Genomic DNA, 18,724 nt, shown 5'->3' with positions numbered 1-18,724 from the left:
AACATATTGGCGTGGCTTGACCGCGAATGCGGTTTTTCGTTGCACAATATACAACCATTTGTAGCGAAAAGGTGAGATTTAAGCAGTTTAGTGCTTAAATGGTTGCACAAAGTACAACATAGGGCTTACAGAGGCCGAATTTTAGGCAAATGGTTGCACAAAGTACAACATAGCATGTGGTTGCTATCGCAACTTGACTATGAATGATGATTCTTATATATGACGTAATATATAATCACTCTACTCTCATCCATACGTTAATAGCCTGTTTTAACCTAAGTCAGCAAATATATATTGTGTATTATATTAATATATGATACATTTATGACGTACTAAATGAGGTGAGGGGGATGGAGATGCGAGTTGGACTCAGCGGTACTGGAAGAATTGGAAGGCTCGTCTTGAGAAAAGCTTTGACTAGTTCGCAGCAGGATTTCCACATAGCAGTAGTAAACTCAACTTGTCCCATTCACGTATTGGCCCATTTGTTGAAATACGATTCCGTGCACGGCACTTGGGACGCCATCATCGAAGTGACTCCAGATAACCTGCTCAGCATTAACGGACAATTGATTCGCGTTATTTGCGAAAGAGAGCCAGATTTGTTGCCTTGGAGAGAATTGGGCGTCGAAATGGTTGTCGATGCCACGGGGAAGTTTAATCATCGGCATGGATCAGAGCGCCACCTATTCGCAGGTGCCAAGAAGGTTCTCGTTACGGCTCCAGGAACAAATATGGATCTGACGATGGTTATGGGGGTCAATGAAGATAAGTACGATCCATTGCAGCATCGCTTGATATCCGCAGCCTCTTGTACAACGAACTGTATAGCGCCTATCTTGCACCTCTTGGATCAGGCTTTTCAAGTCAAAATGGGATGGATGACAACGGTGCATGCCTTCACGAATGATCAGAACCATTTGGACAATCCGCATAAAGATTTACGCCGTGCCCGTGCTTGCACGAATGCCATTATTCCGACCTCTACCGGGGTGGGGAAAGCGTTAGTCGATGTTTTGCCGCATCTTGCTGAGCATATTCAAGGGGTTTCGGTTCGTGTGCCGACACAGGATGTTTCACTGTTGGATCTTCAAGTGGTAGTTGGTCGCAACGTACAAATCGAGGAAGTAAAGCTGGTCATGAAACAGGCAGTTGCCGGCCCAATGGGGGACTTTGTAGACTACAACGAGTTGCCTCTAGTTTCAGCAGATTACATCGGAAATGACAAATCCGCTATTATAGACGGTCTTACGATTATGACGAAGGATGATCACATTAAGCTTTTGGCCTGGTATGACAATGAATGGGGCTACGCTTGCCGAGTCATAGACGCAGTAGCCTATATCTCTCGTGCAGAACGCACGCATGAAAAGGAGGGAACGTCATGTCTCATTCAAACAGTGTAACAATGGAAGCGGCGATAGCTGCGTGGCGAAATGAACTTGGCCTTATTATTTGTAAATCGTGTAATGAAGTACTTGCAACGCTGCCTACTGATGGCTACAAAAAGTTTTATGTGGTGTGCCAAGCATGTGCATGTAAAGAAAACAATAAGGAGGCAGCGAAATGACAACGCAGAAACAAGTGGTCCCCTTTCACGAAGGAGATGCCTCAATGATAGCTCTTCTTGGCGGAAAGGGGGCCAATCTAGCGGAAATGACGCGCGCCGGCCTTCCCGTTCCTCCTGGCTTCACCATTACGACGGAAGCATGCTTAGCCTTTTTTGAAAAGGGAAATCGGCTATCGGATGCACATCTTGAGCAAATCGAAGAATCGCTTAATCAGCTAGAGAAACAGAAAAATCAGACATTTGGTGATGCAAATAATCCGCTGCTTGTTTCTGTGCGTTCCGGTTCAGTAAGCTCGATGCCAGGTATGATGGATACGATATTGAATTTGGGATTGAATGATAGAACCGTGCAAGGATTGGCTACGCTTACAAACAACGAAAGGTTTGCTTATGACTGTTACCGGCGCTTGTTGCAAATGTTTGGCAGCGTCGTGTTTGGCATAGAGCCTGGTCATTTCGAGAGTTTGCTGCATCGTCTGAAAGAGAAAGAGGGAGCTCACCTGGATCAGGATGTGACAGCTAACGGGTGGAAGGAGCTAATTGAGGATTATAAGGCGTGTATGTTGAGCAGAGCGGGCCGAGCCTTCCCGCAGAATGTTTATGAACAATTGAAGCTGGCGATTGAAGCTGTTTTCAAATCGTGGAACAATGCAAGAGCTCAAATTTATCGTAAAATGAATCGGATTCCGGATGAGCAGGGAACGGCTGCCAATGTGCAGAGTATGGTTTTTGGCAATATGGGAGGCAATTGCGGCACAGGTGTCGTCTTTACGAGAAATCCGTCCACAGGAGAGAACACGTTTTTTGGTGAATATTTAATCAATGCACAAGGGGAAGATGTAGTCGCTGGGATCCGAACACCGCTCGCAATTGCCGCACTTCAAGAGGAAATGCCTGCTATTTATGAGCAGCTTGTAAGTGCCTCTAAGCAGCTTGAGATGCATTACAAGGATATGCAAGATATTGAATTTACTGTGGAAAATAATAAGTTGTACTTGCTTCAAACGCGAAGCGGCAAAAGGAATGCTCAGGCTGCGCTTAAGATAGCTGTTGATTTGGTGCATGAAGGCGTGTTGACAAAGCAGGACGCCGTCAATCGTATTGAGGTGCTGCATTTGGATCAACTGCTTCATAGAGGAATCGATGAAACGGCAGTTGGCGATGTGTTGGCGGTTGGGCTTCCAGCTTCGCCGGGCGCAGCGGTTGGCCAGCTCGTATTTGATGCCGATACGGCGGAAGAATGGGTTCGGGCCGGCAGGGCAGTCATCCTGGCCAGAACCGAGACGACGCCGGAGGATATTCATGGCGTTATCGCTGCGGAGGGCGTGCTTACAAGTCGGGGCGGAATGACGAGCCATGCGGCAGTAGTTGCTAGAGGGATGGGTAAGCCATGCGTGTGCGGCTGTGAAGAGATTCGAATCGTCCCAGAAGAGAAGCGCATGTTTGCGCAGAACAGGCTTCTAGAAGAAGGGGAATGGATCACGCTGGACGGCGCCACCGGTCGCGTCATTACTGGGGCCATGCCTTTGCAAGAAGCGCGAATGACGGATGAGCTGCTCGTAATTCTAAAGTGGGCGGATGAGATTCGCACGCTGAAGGTATTTGCGAATGCGGATAATCCGCACGATGCCGGTATCGCAAGACAGCTTGGCGCCGAGGGAATTGGGTTATGCCGAACGGAGCATATGTTTTTCTCCCCGGCTCGCCTGCCTGTTGTCAGGCGCATGATCCTTGCAGAAGATAAGGAGGAGCGCATGAAGGCGCTTGCCCAACTGCTTCCCATGCAGCAGTCTGACTTTGAGGGTATTTTCGAGCAGATGGATGGCCTCCCGGTAACGATTCGCCTGCTTGATCCACCGCTGCATGAGTTTCTACCTAACCTTGATGATTTGCAAAGAAAGCATGCGCAGTTGACGTACGAGCGTGACGGTTCCATCAAGGAAAGAGACGAAGTCGCCTGCCTGCTCCGTAAAGTGCAAGCGCTGCATGAAGCGAACCCCATGCTGGGACAGCGGGGCTGCCGATTAGGCATTGTGTATCCAGAAATCTACGATATGCAGATTGAGGCTATTTTCCGCGCAGCATCCAAGTGTATTGACGCAGGTGTCCGAGTGCACCCGGAAATCATGATCCCACTCGTCGGCCATGCCAACGAATTGAAAATTCTTAGAGAACTAGTTGACTTCGTTGCACAGCAGGTGCTAGGGAAAGATAAAGTGCGTGAATGTCCTTACAAAGTAGGGACGATGATTGAAGTGCCACGAGCCGCATTAACTGCACGCCAGATTGCAGCTCATGCCGATTTCTTCTCATTTGGCACGAATGATTTGACGCAAATGACGTTTGGCTATAGCCGAGATGATGCGGAAGGGAAGTTTCTGACCCATTATGTCAATCACAAGCTGCTGCCGCATAATCCGTTTCAGGTGCTCGACACCGAAGGCGTCGGTCAATTAATTGAACTAGCGGTGAATGTAGGTCGTCTAGTGAAGCCGTCGTTAAAAACAGGCATTTGCGGGGAACATGGTGGAGACAGGGAATCGATATTTTTCTGCCATCGGATCGGATTAGATTATGTAAGCTGCTCGCCGTACCGGATTCCTTTAGCTCGGATAGCCGCTGCTCAGGCGTTTCTCTTGTATGGCGAGTCTGGAGCAAGTGATGTCGCTAAAGCGATATGACGTAGATGGGGAATTGGAGTCCGCTATTCAGCTGAAAGCAGCCATTTGGCCAAAATAACACCCTGTAGTTCCCCAATCGCACATTTCATAGCACTGAAAAATAAAAGACCATCCTTTTGTAGAAAAATCTACTCGGGACGGTCTCTTTTTTATTACTTCACAAGTTTGAATTGTTTCAGCAAGCCTGTGATTGTGTCTTGGTTCAAGTTCATTGTGCCCATTTGACCAAGCAAAATAGCTTCAATTTGAGAAGCAAGTCCGCGAAGTGCTGCTAAGTCTGCAGAAATCGATTCTGGAGTTGGGTTTGTTACATTGAGTTGCGCTACGAATTGACGAACGGCTTCAAGCACTGCGGGAATGGCTGTTCCTGGCAAAACGTTTGTACCAGCAAAACTTTTGACTTGATCAAGAATGTTTTGCATGTCTGTCATAGTGCCTTCGCCTAAATTCAATTTGCTCAATTCGGCTTGAAGCTGGTTAAGCCACTGGGAGCTTGTTGGGTTATCCATGTTTGCATCCAAAGCAGCTTGGACTTCACCGAGTTTTTGTAAAACCGCGCCAACAGGGCCTTCCGTTACTCCACCTGGAAGTTGTTTAAGCATCTCTTCAAGTTTTTCTAAAAGTTGACTCATCTGCTATCCCTCCTCTCTAGTATCTATCGTATGTATGTTGTAGCTGATGTGATTGGATGATAGCTTATTATTTTTATTTTCATAGACTAGATTTTTGTCTCTTTCGGGTTTGTTCTAGTGAACATACGATATTTTGATATGAAAAACATTTGATAGAAACTGTTTCTCTATCAAGACGACCGAATTGGGAGGAGGGACAAAGATGCCAGATAACCGGATTCGGATTAACTCCGACTTCTGGAAGGGCAAGCGTGTATTTGTCACAGGTCATACAGGGTTCAAAGGAACTTGGTTAAGCTTATGGTTGCAAGGCATGGGAGCTAACGTGACCGGATATTCCTTACAGCCGCCTACGGAACCGAGCTTGTTTGAGCTTTGTAGAATGAAGGAGATCGTATCGTCATACACCGCTGATATCCGCGATATGTCGGCGTTATCCGAAGCCATCATAGAAGCAGCCCCGGACATCGTTTTTCACTTGGCTGCTCAACCGCTGGTTCGAGCCTCTTATTTAAATCCCATAGAAACCTATGAGATTAATACGATGGGTACGATTAATTTACTAGAATCGGTGCGCCAAGCTAAGAGAAACGGTGTGCCAATCAAGGCTGTTATCCATGTTTCAACCGATAAGGTTTATTCACAATTGGATGAGGCGAGAGGATACCGTGAAACAGATCGTTTAGGCGGCGGTGATCCCTACTCGAACAGCAAAGCTTTAACGGAATTGATCGTAACCAGCTATCGGCACATTTATGCAAAGGAAGAAAGAGAGTGGAGCGAGCCTGTTGCGCTTGCGTCGGTGAGAGCCGGCAATGTGATTGGCGGCGGGGATTGGGCAGAGGATCGGCTGCTTCCCGATTGCTTTCGAGCTATCCTTCAAGGGGAGCCGGTTAAGCTGAGATATCCGCAAGCCGTTCGCCCTTGGCAGCATGTGCTTGAGCCGCTGCATGGCTACATGTTGTTGGCCCAGCATGTGTATGAAGACAAGCAATATGCACAGGCGTGGAATTTTGGCCCCAATGAGGAAGATACGATTGCAGTTGAGCAAGTAGTAAGCAGCTTGTGCAAGAAATGGGGAGATCAGGCAGCCTATCAAATCGATTCAGCGGAGCATCCGCATGAAGCGCATGTTTTGCGATTAGATTGCACGAAATCCCGCAATCTGCTGAAGTGGTCACCTCGCTGGAACCTCGATATGGCGATTTCCAAATCGATTGAATGGGTCAAAGCCTACGACCAGTTGGGAGATTGCAGGGAGCTTTGCAGCAAACAAATACAGGAATATGTTGAGGGAAGTGAATCTCATGATCATTAAACCTGGTAATCTCCAGGGGATTTATGACATCACATTAGCTCCCAATACCGATCATCGCGGTTATTTTACCCGTCTGTATGATGTCAACACCATGATGGCGCATGGCCTTCACCGCAATTGGGTGCAAGAAAACCGCTCTTTTTCCAAGCAGAAAGGTACGATTCGGGGGCTGCATTTTCAACGCGAGCCACATGCAGAAACGAAGCTTATATGGGTAAGCAGAGGATCGATCTTAGATGTGTTTGTAGATGTACGACAAGACTCCCCCACCTTTGGCTGCTATGAAAGCAGGGTGTTGACGGAGGATAATTTTGCAATGGTATATATTTCTCCCGGTTTTGCGCATGGTTTTTGTACCTTATCGGACAATTGCGAGGTTGTCTATAAGGTAGACAATGTTTATTCACCAGCGCATGAAGGTGGCATTATGTGGAATGATGCTTCGCTTCAAATTCCATGGCCTGTTGATCAGCCAATTATTTCGGCTAAGGATCAACGGCTGCAAGCGTTAGATACATTAAAAAGGAGAGATTGAGATGAATCCACTTGTTAGTATTCTAATTCCAACCTACAACAGGCCCCATTATTTCGAACAAGCGCTGCAGAGTGCGTTTAACCAGACATATGACAATATTGAGATTATCGTTAGTGATAACAGTGACAACACTCAGACGGAGCTTGTCGTCCAAAAATATCAAGCGATGCCGGGCGGTACAAAGATCAAATATTACAAAAACCCTCAAAACTTGGGTCCGATCGCGAATCAGCAGCAATGCTTGGACTTGGCAACTGGTGAGTTTATTAATTATCTCATGGACGATGACTTGTTTCACCTGCAAAAAATAGAAAAAATGATGGCTTACTTCATACAGTATCCCGATGTCACGATGGTCACATCGCAGCGAAGAGTGATTAACGCTGCAGGCCGTCAAATCTATGTTCCGCCTTTTGGAACTTTTAAACAATTGTACATGAAAGATACGGTAGTCGACGGCCGAGTGCTTACAAAGAGAATGCTGGAAGACCGAATCAATTATTTAGGCGAGCCGACAACGGTTCTATTTCGAAGAAATGCTTTGGCGGAGCCCTTTGGCGTGCTGCTGGGCAGACAGGCCTATTTTGCTGTGGACATGGCGAGTTGGCTGAGTTTGTTAAGCAAAGGAAAAGGCGTCTACATGGTCCAGCCGCTCAGCTATTTGCGATATCACACAGAGCAATTGTCGCAGCATGAGATGGCCAAAGAGGTGGCCCAAATGGATATCGAAACCTTTAAGTTTTTTGCCGTCAATCAGGGGTATGCGACACAACAAATGATCAAAGACTTTGAGAAACAGCAAGGGAAGAAGAAACAGAATAACAATCAGAGAACGAACCAACAGACGCTTCAGCAAATGAATCAGAAACTGCTTCAAGGTGCGAATAAGAAACCGAACCAAAAGTCGAACCAAAAGCCGATTCAGCCATTCAATCCTTCACAGCTTCAAGACACGATCAATAAATTGATCAAGCAAACGAATGTGAAAAAGAAAGGGTGATTAATCGGTGAAATCGATTCTACGGGAATATAAACAAGCGCGTAGCGATCAAATCTCGTCGTATTGTTTGCCCATCATCGTCGATGGCAAGGTGCTTGGCCAACTTAAGCCGCTAACGATGGAATCCATTGAGAATGAGGAAGTCATTAAAGCGCTAATGGACTGGAGGCTTGCCGCCGGCCAGTGGTTTGCCACACAATTCCCTGCGAATGAGGAAGGCACAAGGGCATGGGCACAACATCAGATCCTTGAAGTGGATGACCGGATTTTATTTATTCTAGAGGATGAGGAGCAGACGCCAATCGGTCAAATTGGTTTAATGCACTATGATGAAGTGGCCAACACTTGTGAGTACGATAATTTACTAAGAGGCCGTAAAGGACGATATGGCAATATTGTGATGCATGCTCTGCTTACTTTAGGCGCATGGAGTTTGCGTGAGTTAGGCTTACAAAAAGGATATCTGAATGTACTTTCGGATAATGTTCGCGCGATTCATATTTATGAGACTTTAGGAGCTGTGGAAGTGAAGCGTACACCGCTGCGCAAAGAAGTTGTGGGCGAAGTGATTCGCTGGGTACCCGTTGAGGGTCAATCGACAGGTGAGCCTGAACGTGAAATGGTCACGATGGTCGTTACCCGGGCAGCTTTTATGAGCAGATTCGGTAAAATGATTGAGCTCGGTATGGAGGTGGGGAAATCGTGGACATAAGGCTGTTCAAGCCATCTGTTGGCAATGACGAACTGGAAAGCATTAAGCAAGTATTTAATAAAGCATGGCTTGGACTAGGTCCCCGAGTAGGCGAGTTTGAGAAAAAATGGAGCGACTATATCGGCTGCGCTGAATCGGTAGGGGTCAATTCCTGCACGGCTGCGCTGCACCTTGCTCTATCTGCTTTTCAATTCCCCAAAGGTAAAAAAGTGCTGGTTCCTGTCGTCACATTTGCGGCAACCGCGATGGCCGTTCTATACAATGGGCTGGTTCCAGTGTTTGTGGATGTAGATGAAACGACCTTTGGTATCAGCTTGGAAGATTTGGAGCGGAAATATGATCCAGATTGCGTAGCGGTCATTCCCGTTCATTTTATGGGTCATCCTGTCCCTATGGACCACCTGATGCCGTGGGCTAGGGCGCGTGGCTTGAAGGTTATTGAGGATACGGCGCACTCGGCCGGAGGGAAATATTTGGGCAAAGCCCTTGGAACTTGGGGCGACATAGGATGCTTTAGTTTTGAGGAGAAAAAATGTATGACAACCGGTGATGGCGGGATGATTTCGTCGGGCGATCCTGAGCTGCTGCGGCCTTTGCGGCATTCACGCTGGGTCGGGATCAACAAAGATACCTGGGAGCGTTACGAAGAAAACGCTTCGTATCATGCGGATGCCAACAGCTGGTACTATGAAATATCCGACATTGGCTACAAGTACAATATGAATGATCTTATGGCCTCCATTGGCCTCGTTCAGTTGGCAAAGCTCGATACGATGAACCGCCGAAGAGAAGAGATTATTCGTCAATACGTAGCCGGTCTTGCAGGCAACAACCTTGTCCAGCCAGCCATTCCCTACAACTTGAACGACTCTTCCTATTGGGCATTTGTTGTTCGTGTGAAGGAGAGAGAGCAGTTTATTCTGCACATGAAGAAAAAAGGTGTTTCGACCGGCGTGCATTATATGCCGCTGACGATGCATCCGCTCTTTGTTCCTTATAAGGCAGAGACGCCGGTAGCGGATACGCTTTGGCGAGAACTCGTTACTCTCCCTTTGTTCCCTGACTTAACGGATGAAGAGATTACGTATGTCATTGAGAGCGTACAATCTTACACGCCTTAAGTGAACAGTTGAATCCAGGAAACTTAGTATAGACCGAATGCCTTGTGCAGGATCGGTCTATTTTTATGAGCATTAGCTGAAATTCGACTGCGCATACTTAAAAGACCTGCAACTTTAGCAGGCCTTAGAGCTTGTTCTATCTTGAGGCTGCGATTCTTACATCGCAAACCTCGTTTGTTATTAAGCCGGTTTCTTTCTATTTTCGAGCTGTTGAGCGAGTTTCTTCAAGTCCTTGGTGAGAGAGGATAGTTTTTTGGTCTTCTCGCTTACAGTTACTAGTTGACGCACTCTTATCAGCAATTCATCCAGATATAACCCATTGGTGGCTTCATTCCACTTTGAAAAATTGTCCAGCACAGTTTTTCCTAGTCGGTTTACGATCTTGACAAACGTGGAAGAGTCGTTAAAAATGTGCTGTTTTTTTGCCAAAAGGGTAGCGTCTATCCAATCGCATTCACATCCCATTTGTGACAAAAGTGTGTTGGTTAATTGTGTAGGATGTTTGCGGAAGGAGCTCAAAGGTTCTTCAAGAAATACGGCATCTTTATTGACTAGCAAAGCGATCCAAGAGGCTACATCGACGTTGTTATACGCTTGTTTTCCGGCAAAAGTGCCAAAAGGCTCAAGCAGATCGGCTTTTCTAAAAAGAACCGTTGTCGGCTCGCCAATGAAGTTTTTGGTGTCAGTCAGCATACTTTGGATCAAGGCTTGCCCGTTGATGGCAGGCTTTTTTGTCGTGGATAGTTTAAATGGGGGAGCATGAGAGATTCTAACGGGTTCCCCAACTTGATTAATAATTTGTTTCAGCGAGGTGACGAGTCCAATTTTGGGATTAGCAATCAGGTAAGGAAGCATGAGCTCGATTTTTCTCGGATGAAACAAGTCGTCATCCATTAAGTAGTTGATATACTCGCCATTTGCAAGTTGGAAACACTTCTGCTGGTTTGCAGTTGGACCGATGTTTGTTTCGTTTCTAACGTACTTAATCTTGCTGCCGTTCGGTGAGGTCAAGTACGAATTCACCACTTGCTTAGTTGCATTATTTTGGCTATTATCGCAAATGATAATTTCAATATGGGAATAAGTTTGGTTTAGTGCGCTGACTAACGCTTGCTTCAGAAACTGTGGACGATCAAAGGTTGGCAGCAAAATACTTACAAGTGGCGTCATCGTACTCCTCCTTTTTCACCGGTATTAGCTGGTGCTCGGCGAATTACCAAATTTTCCATGGAGCTTGGCCTGAGTCCCAAAGCTTTTGTAACTGTTGTTGATCGCGAAGCGTATCCATGGCATACCAGAAGTCATCATGCTTATATGCATGCAGTTGCCCGGAGGCAGCTAACTTCTCCAAAGGCTCCTTTTCGAAATGGGTCGGGTCACCGTCGATATAATTGAAAACCTGAGGCTCCAAGACAAAGAATCCACCGTTTACCCAGCCGCCTTCACCTTTTGGCTTCTCTTGAAATTTAGTAATCTCTGTGCCTTTTCCAAAAATAAGCGAACCAAACCTAGCCGTAGGCTGAACCGCTGTCAGTGTGGCAAATTTGCCGTGATCTTGGTGAAACTTCACGACTTCAGGAATGTTCACGTTGGTCAATCCGTCTCCGTACGTTAAGAGGAAAGGCTCATCACCGATATAATTCTGTATTCGCTTAATTCGTCCGCCCGTCATCGTCTCGTCACCTGTGTGCACGAGTGTAATTTGCCAGGGTTCTGCTGGCGATGTAAGATACTGAATGGTGTTTGTTTGCAAGTCAATCGTTACATCGGAAGCGTGCAGGGGATAGTTGGCAAAAAAGTCTTTAATAACTTGCCCTTTATATCCTAGGCATATAATAAACTCATTAAAACCATAAAAGGAGTAGATTTTCATAATATGCCACAGAATTGGCTTTTCACCGATGAGAATCATAGGTTTTGGCTTGGAATGGGTTTCTTCACGAAATCTGGTGCCAAGTCCGCCAGCTAGAATTACAACTTTCATCCCTCATTCCTCCTTTCTATGTTTCTAAAAACTAGCTTGCTATATCATATGTAAATCTCGTTGAATTGACAGAGACAACTATAAATAGATATGTATAAATGGGTGTATATGTAACGGAATTATCAAATTGGATGGTTGAAAAAGCGCAGAAGTGGAGGATGAAAGCACGACCACTTTTCGCTATAATGAGGACAACAGGGCATCTAATAAACTAAAATGGGGTAATCACTATGAACATGTATATCTACTATGCGATTTTTTCGCTTATCTTGCTATTTGGATTGGTTACAACGGTGATGATTGGCTTTTCTCGTAAAAACAGGGAAGGCGACACCACATACTTCCAGAAAACGGGGATAAAATGGGCGCGTCTCACCTCTTTGTATGTGGTGTCGATCGCAGCGGGTTTGTTGGCGTTGGTGGCATATATTTGGTATTTAATTCAATAAGAAGGACCGCATCTTTGCAGCATGATGGCAAAGATGGTCTTTTTTACGTCTGCCGCTGAGGACTGGGCAAGGGAGTGGACGGACTACTTGCTTCTGAATAACGCCGATTACTCCTGCTAATTTCCGCAATTGCTCCACTTTTGGGGAGCTAACTGGATATAGTACCGCTAATTTCAACACATCTACCAAATTTCAGGTAACTACCACCGATATAGATGGAGTTATTACCGCTATTGCCTTTCCAGCCACTGAGCTGCGCTGATTAACGGTAGTTTTTCCATTTGTTCGACTGGAGTCTTTGGGAATCATTCTCTCAGTGAGCAAGTTAAGTAGCTAACACCATAGCCTGTCGGAGTTTCATCCGTCAGGCTTTTTTGTGATGTTGCAACGCTTCGAATAGCTGGGCAAGGCCCGGACGGATCTCGTCTTGACGCGGTCTTGCAAAGCTGACGCGCATATGCCCTTGATCCGAACCGTAAACGCTCCCCGGCACGAACAGCACACCTCGCTTGATCGCTTCATCCAACAGCTTGAAATCATCGACCTCGCGATTGAATTTACACCAAAGATTCAGCCCGCCCTGCGGTTCCATGAAGGAGACGGAGCTGCCCATGATGTCTTGCAAGCCGGACATAAGGACATCGCGTTTATACGTTAAGCTTTTACGCAAAAGATGAATTTGATTCTCGAAATGACCATCGGCAATAAAATGGTTGGCGACCCACTGTGGGATGCGGCTTAAGCCAAAATCCATTTGCTGCCGCGCATCCGTTAAACGGCTTACTACGGCTTGAGGAGCTAGTAACCAGCCAATGCGCAAGCCGGATGCAGCAATTTTGGATAATGAGCCAATGTATAAGACATTGCCGGTTTTATCTAGTGATTTTAAAGTCGGCGGCGGAGTCCCGTCAAAAGCTGTTAACGTGAACGGATCATCCTCGACAATTGGGATGCCAAGCTCTGAGGCAATGTGGAGCAAGCGAGTTTTGCGTTCAAGCGAGAGGACGCTTCCGGTTGGATTTTGAAAGTTAGGGTTAACAAATAGCATGCGGATTCGGTGCTGCCGATGCAAGGCGATAATATCATCCGGATTCATCCCCTCCTCATCGACAGGCAAACGAAACAGCCGAAGTCCCGCTGATTGAAACATCGGTAACGAATAACAGTAGGAGGGATCTTCAATAGCAACAGCGTCCCCGGGACTCAGCAGGCACTGTGTAATTAAATAAAGAGACTGCTGCGAGCCGGAAGTAATCAGAATGGATGATTCCGTGCTGTGGATATCCAGCTGCGTCTCAAGAAAGTGAACGAGGGTTTCCCTAAGCGGGGAATACCCTTGCGGATCATCGTAGCCGAGATCCTCCTGGAAAGACTTTGTTTGCAGGAGCTCGCGGATGATGTCATTCGGGAATAAATCGGTCGAAAGTTCGCCGCTTGCAAAATCGATGGCTTCAGGGGCTATCCGCAGCTCTTCGCGAATTCGCCGGATGAAGGGCAGATTCGGCAGGAAGGTGCCGCCTTCCACATATGTTTTCCAATTGGGGGTTTGTTTCGGCGTAATTCCCCATTTATGCTTAGTCACCCTAGTGCCGCTTCCTTTGGCGCTTTCAATAATACCGGAAGCACGCAGCTCTTCATAAGCAAGGATAACCGTACTGCGGTTTACCCCAAGGTTGTCCGCTAACTTTCTTTCGGAAGGCAGCGAACTGCCTGGCGGGAATTCTCCGAATGTTATTCTTCGTTCTATATAGTCAGCGATTTGCTGATAAATTGGCTTCTTAATGGATCGATCTGGCTTCCACATCGCGGTGTCAACACCTTCACTTAAAGTATTTCCTAGTTGGAGAAAATATTGCAAACCAATTATATCATCTCGGGTGCAGGCAGATTGGTGCCAAGTTATCCTAGAATGTTCCAAAATGATGAACAGGAAGAAACCTCTTTCGTACTACCATACTTGTATGGTAGTATGGTAATAGCGATTGAATCTGGGAGGTGAATCTAAACATTGTATATCAAACCAATGATCAGTACGACCCGCGATGCCGTCTATCATGCTCTTAAGGAGCAAATTCTTATGCTGGACTTGCTGCCGGGAACAGGTATTTCAGAGAAGGAAATCTCGGTGCAATTTGGTGTGAGCCGAACACCGGTTCGCGAGAGCTTCGCTCAGTTATCCCAAGAAGGTTTGCTTGATATCTACCCGCAGCGAGGTACGGTTGTTTCCCTGATCGATTTGGAGCGAGTGGAGGAAGCTCGCTTTATTCGAGAACAGCTCGAGCGGGCTGTCATTTCCTTAGCATGTGTTAATTTTCCTGCGGATTCGATGCAGCAGCTTCGATCTAATCTCGCCTATCAGCAAGTTTCCATGCGGGAGAAGGATTTTAAGAAGATGTTTGAATTGGATGAAGCGTTCCACCGGACGATCTTTGAGGGATGCAAGAAGCTGAATACCTGGGCAGTCATCCAGCAAGTGAATGTTCATCTGAACCGGACTCGCATGCTCAGACTGGCCGCGGATCATAGATGGGATGAGCTGTATGAACAGCACGAACAGATGTTGGATGCGATTGAACATCACGAAGCCGGCAAGGCGGAACAAGTGATGAACACCCATCTTCACCTCACGATTGCGGATCAAACCGTATTGAAGGAGAAATTTCCGACGTATTTCAAATAAGGAATGGCAGGAGGCGCTAACGACAATGAAAATGGTATTTCGCTGGTTTGGCGAAGGCAACGATACGGTAACACTTGAGCAAATCAAGCAAATTCCTGGTGTAGAGGGCATTGTTTGGGCGCTACACGATGTTCCGGCTGGTGAAGAGTGGCCGATGGATAAAATTTTGCAGATCAAAGAATCAGCTGATAAGGCTGGTCTTCATATGAAGGTCGTCGAAAGCGTTAACATTCATGAAGATATCAAGCTTGGGCTGCCTAGCCGCGATATCTACATAGACAATTATAAGAAGACGATCGTGAAGCTGGCTGAGGTCGGCGTGAAAGTGATCTGTTATAACTTTATGCCCGTTTTTGACTGGGTAAGGACTGATCTGCATAAGGAATTGGAAGATGGATCCACAGCGCTATTTTATGAAAAAGAAAAAGTTGCCCATCTGAACTTGGAGGAACAGGTGCAGCGGATTAACGCCAATCCGAACTTCACAATGCCGGGCTGGGAGCCGGAGCGTCTAGGACGTCTGACTGAACTATTCGATGCCTATCGCGATGTGTCGGAGGAGCAGCTATTCGACAATGCCAAATATTTCCTTGAAGCCATCATTCCTTTCGCAGCTAAATATGATATTCGCATGGCGATCCATCCGGATGACCCGCCTTGGCCAATTTTTGGACTACCGCGCATTATTACGGGCCAAGCCAATATTCGCCGTTTCCTAGGACTTGTGGATAGTCCATACAACGGCCTTACAATGTGCAGCGGATCGCTCGGAGCGAATCCGGCGAATGATATCGTTGCGATCGTGAATGAGTTCGCGGATCGTATTCCATTTGCGCACATCCGCAATGTTCGCGTGTATGACAACGGTGATTTCATTGAAACTTCGCATCGGACAACAGATGGCACAGTAGACATCGCCGGGATTGTGAATGCGCTTCATGAGAATAATTATGAAGGATTTTGCCGTCCGGATCATGGACGTCATATTTGGGACGAGCAGTGCAGACCCGGTTACGGCCTGTATGATCGGGCGCTCGGTATTATGTATTTATGGGGATTATGGGACGCAAACCGCAGAAAATTACAATCAGGAAGGATGGGGGACTAGATATGAAAGGCATTACGAATTTTCCAGCATTGCAAGGCAAAGTTGTTGTTATTACAGGAGGAGCCGGCGTATTGTGCCGGGTCATGGCATTGGAACTCGCGCGTCAAGGCGGACGAATCGCCATTCTGAACCGCAGCGTGGAAAAAGGGCAGGAGGTTGCGGATGAGATTGCCGCAGCAGGCGGTGAAGCCATTGCATTGTCCTGCGACGTAACGGATGCAGTGAGTGTAGCGCAAGCGGCAGAAGCGATCATGGAGCAGCTTGGACCGTGTGATATCTTGATCAATGGCGCCGGAGGCAATCATGCCAGTGCGAATACGACGAACGAAACGTTCAAGCTGGAGGACTTGGCGAATCCGGACATCCAGACCTTCTATGATCTTAGCGTGACAGGCTTCCGCAATGTGCTTGACTTGAACTTTGTGGGAACGTTGATTCCGACGCAGATTTTTACAAAGCAAATGATCGGTCGACAAGACGCGACCGTCATCAATATTTCGTCGATGAGCGCGCCTTCGCCGATGACGAAAGTTCCGGCTTACAGCGCTGCCAAAGCCGCCATCGATAACTTCACGCAGTGGTTAGCTGTGCACTTGGCGGAAAGCGGCATTCGCGTCAACGCGATTGCGCCGGGGTTCTTCTTGACGAAGCAGAACGAGAAGCTGCTGTTGAAGGAAGACGGCACGCTTACTGAGCGCTCGCACAAAATCATTTCCCATACGCCGATGCGTCGTTTCGGGAAACCTGAGGATCTGCTCGGCACGCTGCTTTGGCTAACGGATCCGAACATGTCCGGCTTCGTAACCGGCGCCACCATTCCGGTGGATGGCGGATTCATGGCTTACTCGGGCGTATAAGGGATGGATGGGATGGGCTGCCGTGAAAACGGCAGCTTTTTGGCTAATTTGAGGCGCATCTGCTCCTTATTAGCGTAGTTCCGCGATGGTTTTCACCATGTTACATAGCTTTTCGAAAAAAAATTTCAAACGCGTGCAACCTTTTTTGAAACTGCTCCGTTTAATAGGTAACTCGAAAGGGTAAAAAAAATTACTTATTAAAAGGAGAATAGTTACTGTGAAAAAATTAGCTACTGCAGCATTATCGACTGTTTTGTTAGGAGCACTATCATTCAATACCGCATTTGCCTTCTCGGATGTTGAAAGCGGACAAGCCGAGGCGATTAATGCCCTGCATGATCGAGGGGTTGTAAGTGGTGTGGATCACGAACATTTCGCTCCTAAAGGACAAATCAGTTATGCGCAATCTGTACAGATCATTGTAAAAGGTTTGGATCTGAACATGGACTTGCTCCGTTTCGTCAAGCAGCCGCTGGCTTCTGACTTCTATACAAATATCCAAAATGACTCGTGGTATGCCGAGGCATTCATCATCGCTCATTACAACGGCGTAGATCTTCCGAAAGATGTGAACCCGAACGCAACAATTACACGTGAGCAATTCGGGGCGCTCTTGATGCGTGCACTTGAGAAAAAAGGCAATTTCCCTATGATTAACATCAAACCGGCGGATATTAAAGATGCTGACCAAATTACACCAGAGTATCAAGGTGCTCTGCAGCGTATGCTCGCATATAAAATTGCCGCGCTCGACAACAATGGCAAGCTAAGCCCGAAAGCAGTAATTACACGCGGCGAAGCAGCAACTTGGGTTTATAACGCTAGCAAAGTGTTGGACGCACATACACAGGTTCCAGTACCAACAGAAACCGTTGCAGTTAATGTTGAAAAAGTTTCCGACGATGTTAACAAAGTGACATTGTCTCGCGAGTCCAAACCTACTGCGGGCTACAGCATTGAAATTACTGGTATCCAATTTGGAGAGGACGGCAATGCCGTTATTTCTTACAAGCTGGTTGATCCGCAACCAGACTCCATGAACGCTGAAATGATTACTGAACCAAAAGCTGTAACGTATGTTTCTTCCAAATACAAAGCGGTAGCTGCACCAGCCGTAAAATAAGAACCAAAAGTGCTTCCTCGTCATGAGAGAAGCACTTTTTTTATTGCGTATTAACGGCCTGCGGAGTTTGTCGGAGAGTTTCTTTCCGAAACGTTCCTGGAGCGTACCCCGTCGCTTTTTTAAACAAACTTTGAAAGGCTGTGACACTCTCATATCCGACTAATCCTGCAATTTGCTCCACTGAAAGCGCGGTTGTCGTCAAATAACGGCGGGCAGCATGAATGCGCTGGCGAATAGCAAATTGAATGGGACTCTCTCCGTAGGCGTCTCGAAACAAGTGGCTAAGATGCGATGGACTTAGATAAACGTGGTCGGCAATTTGTTTGATCGTCAGTGGTTCATGATACTGTTCTTCAATGTATCGTCTTGCCTTTGTTATGGCAGCTCGTGTGGGCAAACGCGCTTTTTGTCCAGAAGGATGCTGTTTCGTTCGGTGTACTTCCAAAAGTACCAGCTCTAGCAGCAGATCGGCGGAAGTTAACGTCTCCGACCAGCCTTCGTTCACCTCATCGCAGAGCTCTTGAAAGAGACGCTTTATCCGCTCATCATTGGAACGCACAGAGAACACGGGCTGTTCGTTGTCCTCCAAAAGGCAATTCGCCGGCAATCCTTCGATCTGCAGAGAGTGAAATCCCGCATAATAAAAGGAAAATGGTGTATGCGTACGAGACCTCTCCTCATGCCAGACAAGTGGATGAAATATGACGAAATCCCCGGCTCGCGCTTCATAATGCTTACCGTCAATCCAATAGTCCGCTTCTCCTTCGGCTACAAAAAGAATCTCCATCATGGCTTCATGACGGTGAAGGGGAAAATGACAGCTTTCTCCTATTCTGCGATGAAAAGCAATCGCGCCTTCCAAGACCGGGCGCTTTAAGAATATAGTGCTCATTCTCCATCCCCTTTTGCAAGAATGAATAGGTTTACAGCAGCTCTCAGAATCGATTGTTCCAC

At 46.8% G+C, this 18,724-nt stretch carries 18 protein-coding genes; 13 read left to right on the top strand and 5 right to left on the bottom strand.

Features of this window, described 5'->3' with window-relative positions; genetic code table 11:
- Positions 1-350 precede the first annotated feature (350 nt).
- From gap to ppdK, 3 genes are read left to right on the top strand one after another with little or no spacing between them, the layout of a single operon-like run.
- Positions 351-1,406, top strand: a complete 1,056-nt coding sequence (gene gap / locus AC58UW_RS00420; RefSeq protein WP_497418750.1) for a type I glyceraldehyde-3-phosphate dehydrogenase — start codon at positions 351-353, stop codon at positions 1,404-1,406.
- Positions 1,385-1,570: a GapA-binding peptide SR1P gene (locus tag AC58UW_RS00415; RefSeq protein WP_497418749.1), complete on the top strand. Its 186-nt coding sequence runs from the start codon at positions 1,385-1,387 to the stop codon at positions 1,568-1,570. The genes gap and AC58UW_RS00415 overlap by 22 nt, the downstream gene beginning before the upstream one ends.
- The gene (gene ppdK, locus AC58UW_RS00410) at positions 1,567-4,251 is read left to right on the top strand and encodes a pyruvate, phosphate dikinase (RefSeq protein ID WP_497418748.1); all 2,685 of its coding nucleotides are present in this window, start codon (positions 1,567-1,569) and stop codon (positions 4,249-4,251) included. The genes AC58UW_RS00415 and ppdK overlap by 4 nt, the downstream gene beginning before the upstream one ends.
- 152 nt (positions 4,252-4,403) lie before the next feature.
- On the opposite strand, the gene AC58UW_RS00405 is transcribed toward ppdK, so the two are convergent.
- Positions 4,404-4,883 carry a hypothetical protein gene (locus AC58UW_RS00405; RefSeq protein ID WP_497418747.1) on the bottom strand — a complete coding sequence of 160 codons (480 nt, stop codon included), beginning with the start codon at positions 4,881-4,883 and terminating at the stop codon, positions 4,404-4,406.
- Between the two features lie 202 nt (positions 4,884-5,085).
- On the opposite strand from AC58UW_RS00405, the gene rfbG reads away from it, so the two are divergent.
- From rfbG to AC58UW_RS00380, 5 genes are read left to right on the top strand one after another with little or no spacing between them, the layout of a single operon-like run.
- On the top strand, positions 5,086-6,201 hold the full coding sequence (gene rfbG / locus AC58UW_RS00400) for a CDP-glucose 4,6-dehydratase (protein WP_497418746.1): 1,116 nt from the start codon (positions 5,086-5,088) through the stop codon (positions 6,199-6,201).
- Positions 6,191-6,736, top strand: a complete 546-nt coding sequence (rfbC, locus tag AC58UW_RS00395) for a dTDP-4-dehydrorhamnose 3,5-epimerase (RefSeq protein WP_497418745.1) — start codon at positions 6,191-6,193, stop codon at positions 6,734-6,736. The genes rfbG and rfbC overlap by 11 nt, the downstream gene beginning before the upstream one ends.
- 1 nt (position 6,737) lies before the next feature.
- Positions 6,738-7,736, top strand: coding sequence for a glycosyltransferase family 2 protein (locus AC58UW_RS00390; protein ID WP_497418744.1), 999 nt, complete (start codon positions 6,738-6,740; stop codon positions 7,734-7,736).
- A 7-nt stretch (positions 7,737-7,743) separates the two neighbouring features.
- Complete coding sequence (locus AC58UW_RS00385; protein WP_497418743.1) at positions 7,744-8,448, top strand: GNAT family N-acetyltransferase; 705 nt, start codon at positions 7,744-7,746, stop codon at positions 8,446-8,448.
- Positions 8,439-9,569 carry a DegT/DnrJ/EryC1/StrS family aminotransferase gene (locus AC58UW_RS00380; RefSeq protein ID WP_497418742.1) on the top strand — a complete coding sequence of 377 codons (1,131 nt, stop codon included), beginning with the start codon at positions 8,439-8,441 and terminating at the stop codon, positions 9,567-9,569. Before AC58UW_RS00385 ends, AC58UW_RS00380 begins: the two co-directional genes overlap by 10 nt.
- A gap of 180 nt (positions 9,570-9,749) precedes the next feature.
- Here AC58UW_RS00380 and AC58UW_RS00375 read toward each other — a convergent pair whose 3' ends face one another.
- The gene (locus AC58UW_RS00375; RefSeq protein WP_497418741.1) at positions 9,750-10,739 is read right to left on the bottom strand and encodes a glycosyltransferase family 2 protein; all 990 of its coding nucleotides are present in this window, start codon (positions 10,737-10,739) and stop codon (positions 9,750-9,752) included.
- 43 nt (positions 10,740-10,782) lie between these two features.
- The gene (gene rfbF, locus AC58UW_RS00370; protein WP_497418740.1) at positions 10,783-11,553 is read right to left on the bottom strand and encodes a glucose-1-phosphate cytidylyltransferase; all 771 of its coding nucleotides are present in this window, start codon (positions 11,551-11,553) and stop codon (positions 10,783-10,785) included.
- Between the two features lie 230 nt (positions 11,554-11,783).
- Between rfbF and AC58UW_RS00365 the strand changes: the two genes are divergently transcribed.
- The gene (locus tag AC58UW_RS00365) at positions 11,784-12,002 is read left to right on the top strand and encodes a hypothetical protein (protein WP_497418739.1); all 219 of its coding nucleotides are present in this window, start codon (positions 11,784-11,786) and stop codon (positions 12,000-12,002) included.
- A 364-nt stretch (positions 12,003-12,366) separates the two neighbouring features.
- On the opposite strand, the gene pdxR is transcribed toward AC58UW_RS00365, so the two are convergent.
- A complete protein-coding gene (gene pdxR / locus AC58UW_RS00360; protein WP_497418738.1) occupies positions 12,367-13,806 on the bottom strand; it encodes a MocR-like pyridoxine biosynthesis transcription factor PdxR in 1,440 nt (479 codons plus the stop codon).
- 219 nt (positions 13,807-14,025) lie between these two features.
- Here pdxR and AC58UW_RS00355 point away from each other — a divergent pair, with 219 nt between their 5' ends.
- The 4 genes from AC58UW_RS00355 (at position 14,026) to AC58UW_RS00340 (ending at position 17,770) form a co-directional block, all read left to right on the top strand.
- Positions 14,026-14,682 (top strand): GntR family transcriptional regulator, encoded by a 657-nt coding sequence (locus AC58UW_RS00355; RefSeq protein WP_497419305.1) that lies wholly within the window; start codon positions 14,026-14,028, stop codon positions 14,680-14,682.
- Positions 14,683-14,707: 25 nt separating this feature from the next.
- Positions 14,708-15,790, top strand: a complete 1,083-nt coding sequence (gene uxuA, locus AC58UW_RS00350) for a mannonate dehydratase (RefSeq protein WP_497418737.1) — start codon at positions 14,708-14,710, stop codon at positions 15,788-15,790.
- Between the two features lie 2 nt (positions 15,791-15,792).
- Positions 15,793-16,647 (top strand): SDR family oxidoreductase, encoded by an 855-nt coding sequence (locus AC58UW_RS00345; RefSeq protein WP_497418736.1) that lies wholly within the window; start codon positions 15,793-15,795, stop codon positions 16,645-16,647.
- A gap of 217 nt (positions 16,648-16,864) precedes the next feature.
- Complete coding sequence (locus AC58UW_RS00340) at positions 16,865-17,770, top strand: S-layer homology domain-containing protein (RefSeq protein WP_497418735.1); 906 nt, start codon at positions 16,865-16,867, stop codon at positions 17,768-17,770.
- A gap of 40 nt (positions 17,771-17,810) precedes the next feature.
- On the opposite strand, the gene AC58UW_RS00335 is transcribed toward AC58UW_RS00340, so the two are convergent.
- The gene (locus AC58UW_RS00335; RefSeq protein ID WP_497418734.1) at positions 17,811-18,662 is read right to left on the bottom strand and encodes an AraC family transcriptional regulator; all 852 of its coding nucleotides are present in this window, start codon (positions 18,660-18,662) and stop codon (positions 17,811-17,813) included.
- Positions 18,663-18,724 lie beyond the last annotated feature (62 nt).

The sequence above is a fragment of the Paenibacillus sp. J22R160 genome, from assembly GCF_059692135.1.
Note: the sequence above shows the minus strand (reverse complement) of the source record. Positions and strands in the feature narration are given on the sequence as shown.